At 66.3% G+C, this 6,903-nt stretch carries 7 protein-coding genes; 2 read left to right on the forward strand and 5 right to left on the reverse strand.

Going from position 1 to position 6,903, the window contains the following annotated elements; genetic code table 11:
• Positions 1 to 497 precede the first annotated feature (497 nt).
• Genes BG35_RS10370 through hpf form a run of 5 tightly spaced genes read right to left on the reverse strand, consistent with a single transcriptional unit; the run spans position 498 to position 4,141 of the window.
• Positions 498 to 707 (reverse strand): hypothetical protein, encoded by a 210-nt coding sequence (locus BG35_RS10370; protein WP_152535174.1) that lies wholly within the window; start codon positions 705 to 707, stop codon positions 498 to 500.
• A gap of 41 nt (positions 708 to 748) precedes the next feature.
• Positions 749 to 2,005 carry a glycosyltransferase family 4 protein gene (locus BG35_RS10375; RefSeq protein WP_034417102.1) on the reverse strand — a complete coding sequence of 419 codons (1,257 nt, stop codon included), beginning with the start codon at positions 2,003 to 2,005 and terminating at the stop codon, positions 749 to 751.
• Entirely contained in the window at positions 2,002 to 2,823 is an 822-nt protein-coding gene (gene recO, locus BG35_RS0104930; protein WP_025781952.1) for a DNA repair protein RecO, read from the reverse strand. Before recO ends, BG35_RS10375 begins: the two co-directional genes overlap by 4 nt.
• Positions 2,824 to 2,834: 11 nt before the next feature.
• Positions 2,835 to 3,554 (reverse strand): deoxyribose-phosphate aldolase, encoded by a 720-nt coding sequence (deoC, locus tag BG35_RS0104935; RefSeq protein WP_051506149.1) that lies wholly within the window; start codon positions 3,552 to 3,554, stop codon positions 2,835 to 2,837.
• On the reverse strand, positions 3,554 to 4,141 hold the full coding sequence (gene hpf / locus BG35_RS0104940; protein WP_025781954.1) for a ribosome hibernation-promoting factor, HPF/YfiA family: 588 nt from the start codon (positions 4,139 to 4,141) through the stop codon (positions 3,554 to 3,556). Before hpf ends, deoC begins: the two co-directional genes overlap by 1 nt.
• A 60-nt stretch (positions 4,142 to 4,201) precedes the next feature.
• On the opposite strand from hpf, the gene lipB reads away from it, so the two are divergent.
• Together lipB and BG35_RS0104950 are read left to right on the forward strand one after the other, a co-directional pair.
• On the forward strand, positions 4,202 to 4,960 hold the full coding sequence (lipB, locus tag BG35_RS10380; RefSeq protein WP_236619789.1) for a lipoyl(octanoyl) transferase LipB: 759 nt from the start codon (positions 4,202 to 4,204) through the stop codon (positions 4,958 to 4,960).
• Complete coding sequence (locus tag BG35_RS0104950) at positions 4,866 to 6,833, forward strand: AMP-dependent synthetase/ligase (protein WP_236619790.1); 1,968 nt, start codon at positions 4,866 to 4,868, stop codon at positions 6,831 to 6,833. Before lipB ends, BG35_RS0104950 begins: the two co-directional genes overlap by 95 nt.
• Positions 6,834 to 6,903: the final 70 nt, after the last annotated feature.

Below are 6,903 nucleotides of genomic sequence, written 5' to 3' on the forward strand. Positions count from 1 at the left end.
TCGGCGGCTACCAGCCCGCCCGGAAATACCTGAAAGATCGCAAAGGCCGCATCCTCAGCTTTGATGACGTGAAGCACTACCAGCGTATCCTGAAGATCCTCTCCGAAACCGACCGGATCATGGGAACCATCAACATGACCTTTCCCGGTGAAGTTGTCGCTGAGAATTGATCTGAAATCTGATAAAAGACAATAATCGAGTGGAAAATACGGGGAGTTGATGATCAGTGACATGGGAATGGCAATCTGCTGTTTCCCGCCGGATGCCACGTCTCTTTTCCTGGGATCAAAGTCGTCGAAGCTGTGAACCCCACCTCCCACAGGCCATTCTCCCACTGGCGCAACTCCAGGCCCAGGAGGACTTGAAGCCGGGCTGAAGGATCCGGTCCACGTGGTTCGCGCCCAGGGCATTCGGGCCATGGCCGCGCCGCCTGGACGGTCTGGATCCACACCGTTCCTCCCCGGCAGCAGCGCCTCCGCCCCGCTGTGACACAGGTTTCAGGATTGAGCGGGATGCCCCCGGGCCGCCGTCAGGATGCGTTGCACGAAAGACTCGTCGGAGCCTTGGGCCAACAGGGGATCCAGGGCCTGGGACACGGTGGCCGCGTCTTTGCTTTTGGTGTAGATCCGGTCCCAGAAGGCAAAAGGGGAACCCTCAAACCGTTCCCAAAGCACCTTGAGTTCTGCAGCAGGAAAAGGACTGTCCATGGGTGGGGCGGCTGCGGCTGAGCCGGTAACAGGGGCATCCGTCACATCAAAACATGCTGACGGTAGAGACGTTCCAGGGCGCTGACGTTGTCAGCCAGGGTGTAGCGCTCCAGCACCCGTTGTCGGGCCTGATGCCCCAGATCAGCCGTAAAGCGCGGTTGATCGCGAAGGATGGGCAGGACGGTGCGCAGTTGTGCGGCCACGTTCTCCGTAGAAAGGACAATGCCGGCGCCCCCGGCCAGCACCTCCCCATGGGCCCCTGCATCGGTGGCCACACAGGCGGTCCCCACTGCCATGGCCTCCAGCAACGCCAGGGATAACCCTTCCACAAGCGACGGCAGGATGAACACGTCCCCGTTGCGCAGCAGGTTGAGGCGTTGCTCCAGCCGCTTTTCGTAGCCCCACCAGTAGATCGTTCCTTCGTCACTGGCCAGGGGAAGGGAGGCGCGCAACGGCCCATCCCCCACCACCGCCAGCATGCAACCCTCCGGCCGCACAGTGCGCCATGCCTTGAGCAGGGCTTCCACGTTTTTCTCCGGCGCCAGGCGGCCCATGTACAGAAACAGTCGTTTCCCCTGGAAGACCGGGGGCATGGCGCCGGGGCCGGGACACCACAACCGGGAATCAATGCCGTTGGGAATGATGGCCAAGCGGGACTCGGGCACCCCCAGCCGCGCCAACTCCTCCGCCTGTAACGTGGAGAACACCACCACACTGCCGTAGCGGGCCAGGGCCGGCGCGTAAAGCTTGTAGAACTGCCGCATGGTGGCTGCGGTGGCATTGCGCAGCCGGGCGCTGAACGGGGAGTGGAAGGTGGCCACCAGGGGAAGCCCCAACTGCTGGCAGATTTCCGGCAAGCGGAAATCCAGGGGTGAGAGGGTGAGGCTGGCGTGGACCAGATCCGGCTGGAGACGCTCCAGGGCATGGCGCAGGTCACGGGCAGCCTGGGGGCTGGGGATGGTGTACATCTGTGACCGGAGCAGATAGGGGAGGGCCACCTCCGGCAACCCGTCCCCCGGATTCGTTGTGGGGACCGGGGCTTCCGGCCCATCGTCCCAATCCCCCTCCGCTTCGTAGCTGGTGTCCGGGGCGGCGGCATCCTGGGGCAGGGTGTTGCGGAACATGCGCCCCAGGCTCAACTGGGCCGCAGGGGTGTCGAAGTGGAAGAAAGACACCCCATGACCCCGCTCCCGCAGCGCCTTGGTGATGGCCAGTCCATAGGTGACGTTGCCGCAGAACGGAGACTTCTTGCCAAGCCAGGCAATATGCACCGGTCCCGTTGCGCCTAGGGCCTTCATGGTAAGGCTGAATGAACGGTCCCTGCAGGACCGGCTGCCAGTTGCTCCAGAAAGCCCAGGGAGCGTGGTTGCCGCTGCAAGTGCTGGCCAATCCAGAACCGCAGCAGTCGCAGCAGCCGTTGCCACACCGGCAAGGGTCCCATGAGGCGCCCATCCGCCCGCCGCCGGGGCAGGGCAGGGCGCTGCAGCCGTTGCAGCAACGCCAACTCGGAGGCATTCAGCACCATGACGGCGCCGGGCTGCCTGCCCCGGTGAAAGCCGTCGGCCGGGAAGAAACTGCAACGCCAGTCCCAATGCCCCAGGGGGGGCGCCAGAGGGCTGTGGTCACCACAACACCAGCCTGTGGGCAAGGCCAGACCGCCGCTGGCCAGCAGGTGCATACTCCCCTGAACGGCAATGGCCACTGTCTCCCGCAGCGTCGGCCCATCAGGAATCAGTTGGTCCAGCCGCTGCCAGTGGAGCCGCAGCAACTCCACCCCGGCCGGGGCAGGATCCCCCTGGGACACCAGCAGGAGGGTGAGTTCGGCGAGCAACTGGGCTGCCGCCAGGGATTCCAGTCGCCGCCCCAGGCCTGCAAAGGTTTGTCGCACCTCCAGTTGAGTCACCCGCCCCAGGGGGCTGCGCCCTCTGGCAACCAGAAGGCGCAACTCCCGCAAAGGCGCCGCCCCCGCCAGACGGGAACCGGGGCGCCGGGCGCCGGGCGCCGCCAGCCGGATGACGCCCTCCTCGGGGGTGACGACCGTGAGGAGACGGTCCCGCTCCCCCAAGGCGGAAGCCTTGAGGCTCAGGCTGACATCAACCAGGCGGACCTGGGCCATGGGTTGCCCCGTCAGCGCAACGCGCCGGGCTGACGCCGGCGGGCGGCCTCCAGCAGCGCCGGGGCGCGACTGAGCCCCAACCGCTGGGCGCCGGCCTCCAGCAATCGCAAGGCCTGCTCCAGACCGTGGATCCCCCCGGAGGCCTTCACGGCAGCCCGCCTGCGGGCCAGCCTCGCCAACCGGCGCACCAAGTCAGGGGTGACCCCTGGCCCATAGCCGGCGCCGGTCTTGAGCCACTGGGCCCCCGCATCCACAGCCACCTCCACCAGTGTCTCCAGCAGGGGGCCGGGCAGACGGACCGCCTCCGTGATCACCTTCACCGGCAGGCCCAGTTGGACAATGGCCGCCAATTCCCCGTAGACCTGCTCCGTGTCGCCATCGGCAAGGGCGGCAAAGTCCGGCGCCACGTCCAGCTCATCGGCGCCGGCCTCGGCCGCCCACTCCGCCTCCGCCAGCTTCACGGAGGAGGGCACGGCGCCGGTGGGGAATCCCACCACGGCCACCAGCTTGGGTCCGTTGGGGGGCAGGTGGGGACGCGCCTTCCTGACCCACCCGGACGGGATGCAGAAGCCTCCGCAACCCCAGAACCTGGCCGCCTCCAACTGTTCCCGCAGGGCGCTGCCGCCTTGCAGGGGATCCAGACAGGCGTGATCCAGCAGGGACGGCAGGTCAATGGTGGTCAGCAACGCCTGCAGGGGGCCGTGGTCTTCCGTGGCGACCGGATGGTTCATCAGCCCCGGGGTTCAATCACGCCGTAGCCCCCGTGATTGCGGCGGTAAACCACCCGGATCTGCCTGTCTTCCTGGTCCCGGAAGACGTAGAAGTCATGGTCCACCAACTCCAACTGGGTGATGGCCTGCTCCAGGGTCATGGGGGGCATGGCGAAATACTTGCGGCGGACTGCCGGTGTGGGCAGAGCCGGTCGAGACTGCCCCTGGGCATTGAGTCGTTCGATGGCTTCACTGCTGCCGTTGAGGGCGGCGTCATCCCCATCGGAACGGTTGCCCTCGGCCCGGTGGTGATCCCTGATGCGCTCCTTGTAACGGCGCAGTTGACGGCTCAGCTTGCTGGAGACCAGGTCGATGCTGGCGTAGAGGTTCTCCGAGCGCTCTTCGGCGCGGATGATGGCGCCGTTGGCAAAGATGGTCACCTCCGCAGTCTGCTGCTGCACGCTGGGATTCTTGGCCACGGAAAGATGCACTTCGGCTTCGCTGATCAGGCCCTCAAACTTGGCCACGGCGCGGCTCAGCTTGTCTCTGGTGTAGTCACTGATGGCCTGGGTGATCTTGAGATTACGGCCATGGATCAATAGCTTCATAGGCTGCTCCTGAACACAGGTGCTGGCCTCAGGGTAATGACCAAACCCCCCTCCTGGACCATGGGGCAAGCGGATCTGTTGCAGCTCGGGCTGATGCCCGTCACGGAGGCCCTGGCGCAGCAGCGGCGCCGGCAGGAGCAACTCCTGCTCCAGCCCGCTGGTCGCCAGGCGTTTCTGCTCATGCAGCATCCCCCCTGCTACACCATGGGACGGGGCAGCAGCGCCGTCCATCTCCGCCATGGCCCCCAGGGTCTGCCCCACCCCCTGCACCACCTGGATCGCGGTGGCGAGGTGACCCACCACTGCCCTGGCCAGCTTGTGCTCTGGCCCGTCCTGAACCTGCAACGCCACACACCGGACCTGCACTGGTATTTGCGCAGCCTGGAGGACGTTGTGCTGGCGGTGCTGGCGGCATTGGGGTTACCCGGTGAGCGCCAACCGGGCCTGACCGGGGTGTGGTGCGGCGGCCGCAAGGTGGCCGCCGTGGGCATTGGCTGCCGCCGCTGGATCACCCGCCATGGCCTGGCCCTCAACGTGAACTGCAGCTTGCAGGGGTTTGACCCCATTGTTCCCTGTGGATTGAGGGATCATGGGGTGGGTCGTTTGCTGGACTGGCGCCCCGGCCTCACCTGTGCCCACGTGGAACCGCTGCTGCTGGCGGCGGTCCGGCGGCAGTTCAACCTGGAGTTGCTCCCCGTCCGCCTGTGGGATAGTGGTGGCCAACATGCTGACGTTCGGCGAGATGAGCAGCCAATCCAAAGCCCATATCGCCTGGCGGGCCACCCGGGCCGATGCCCGCGCCCAACAGTCGGGACCTGACTGGAGCGGGTTGAAGCAACTCCACGACCTCTGGCCGGAACTGGCGCGCCGCCATGGCTCCCTTGGGGCGCTGGCCGCCCCCCACGGCGCCCCGCCCGAGGAGTTCACCTTCGCCGAACTGGAAGCCGCCATCGGCAGAACCCGGACAGCCTTGCGCAGCCTGGGTCTGGGGGCCGACGACGTGGTGGCGCTCCTGGCGGACAACAGCCCCCGCTGGCTCCTGGCGGATCAGGCGGTGATGAGCTGTGGGGCCGCTGACGCTGTGCGGGGTTCCACAGCGCCGGTGGAGGAGTTGCACTACATCATTGAGGACTGCAACGCCTCTGGCCTCATCCTGCAAGATTCCGCTCTGTTGAAGCGTCTGCAAGGTCTGCCCCTCAGTCAGAAAATCTGGGAGCGGTTGCGTTTTGTGGTGTTGCTGACCGACGAGGCGCATCTTGACACACTCGACTGGCCCGCTGTGCCGCTGCTGTCCTGGTCCGGGTTGCAGCAACGGGCCCAGGGCAAGCCTGTCCATGAAGCCGCGGTGCTCAGCGGCGAGGCGGTGGCCACCATCCTCTACACCTCGGGCACGACGGGCCGTCCCAAAGGGGTCCCCCTGCGCCACCGCAACCTGATCTACCTGATCCAGCAACTGGCCGTGGCGGTTCAGGCCAGCCCGGGGGAACGGGCCCTCAGTGTGTTGCCCATCTGGCATTCCTACGAGCGGGCGGCCGGCTACTTTCTCCTCAGTTGCGGTTGCCAGCAGACCTACACCACCATCCGCGACCTGCGGGAAGATTTACAAAAGGTGCGGCCCCATTTTCTCACCAGCGTGCCGCGCCTTTGGGAAAAAATTCAGGAGGGCTTCGACAACGTCCTGCGTCAGGCGCCCTCCAGCCGCCGCAATCTGGTGCGCTTTGCCCTGGCCTGTAGCCGCTTCCACTGCGGGCAGTGGCGGGCTTGGCGGAATCTTCATCCCGTTCCCTGCAACCCCGGGCAACGGCTGTTGGGCTTGGCCCTGGCCGGGGTGAGCTTCCCCCTCCACCGCCTGGCCGGGCTGCTGTTCTGGTCCAAGGTGCGGCAAAAGCTGGCGGGGGGGCAGTTGCGCCTTGCCATCAGCGGCGGCGGCGCCCTGAGCCCGGCAGTGGACGGCTTCTTCGAGGCGGTGGGCATCGAGTTGCTGGTGGGGTACGGCCTTACGGAAACCAGCCCCGTGCTCACGGTGCGGCGCCCCTGGTGGAACCGGCGGGGCAGCGCCGGCCAACCCCTGCCCGGCACGGAAATCCGCATTGTGGCCACGGACAGGACCATGGGTCCCCGGGAAGTGATGGGATGGGGAGAAACGGGGATCGTGCAGGCCCGGGGTCCCCAGGTAATGGGAGGCTACCTGATGCGGCCCGAGGCCACAGCCCAGGTTCTTGACGGGGAAAACTGGTTCGACACCGGTGATCTGGGATATCTGCTGCCGGACGGCTCCCTGATGATCACGGGACGGGCCAAGGACACCATTGTGCTGGCCAACGGGGAAAACATTGAACCCACGCCGTTGGAAGACGCCCTCCTGGCCCATCCCCTGGTGCAGCAGGTGATGGTGGTGGGGCAGGATCGTCGCACCCTGGCGGCCCTGGTGGTGCTGGACGAGTCCGCCCTGGAGGAGCAGAAGGAAGAGGGATCCGCGGAACCGGCCCGGCTTGAGGAGGGGTTGCGTCGCGAACTGAACCAGTTGCTGGCGCAACGGCGCGGTTCCCGGCGGGAGGAGCGCCTCGGCGCCGTGGCCATCGTGGACCCCTTCACCATCGAGAACGGGCTGCTCACCCAGACCCTCAAGCAGCGACGAGACCGCATCGCCGCCACCCACCAGGCGCGGATTGACGCCCTCTACGCCACCTAAGCCCAGAACCCGTCACCGGACGATGGCGGAGAAGTGATGGCTTCGCCTACCATCCTCAAGCGGCTGTGCT

It is taken from the genome of Candidatus Synechococcus spongiarum SH4 (assembly GCF_000586015.1).
Lineage (GTDB): Bacteria > Cyanobacteriota > Cyanobacteriia > PCC-6307 > Cyanobiaceae > Synechococcus_B > Synechococcus_B spongiarum_F.

Coding starts and splice junctions, on each gene's coding strand:
- BG35_RS10370 (WP_152535174.1), bottom strand. CDS start 707: ATGGACAGTCCTTTTCCTGCTGCAGAACTCAAGGTGCTTTGGGAACGG.
- BG35_RS10375 (WP_034417102.1), bottom strand. CDS start 2,005: ATGAAGGCCCTAGGCGCAACGGGACCGGTGCATATTGCCTGGCTTGGC.
- recO (WP_025781952.1), bottom strand. CDS start 2,823: ATGGCCCAGGTCCGCCTGGTTGATGTCAGCCTGAGCCTCAAGGCTTCC.
- deoC (WP_051506149.1), bottom strand. CDS start 3,554: ATGAACCATCCGGTCGCCACGGAAGACCACGGCCCCCTGCAGGCGTTG.
- hpf (WP_025781954.1), bottom strand. CDS start 4,141: ATGAAGCTATTGATCCATGGCCGTAATCTCAAGATCACCCAGGCCATC.
- lipB (WP_236619789.1), top strand. CDS start 4,202: ATGGGGCAAGCGGATCTGTTGCAGCTCGGGCTGATGCCCGTCACGGAG.
- BG35_RS0104950 (WP_236619790.1), top strand. CDS start 4,866: ATGCTGACGTTCGGCGAGATGAGCAGCCAATCCAAAGCCCATATCGCC.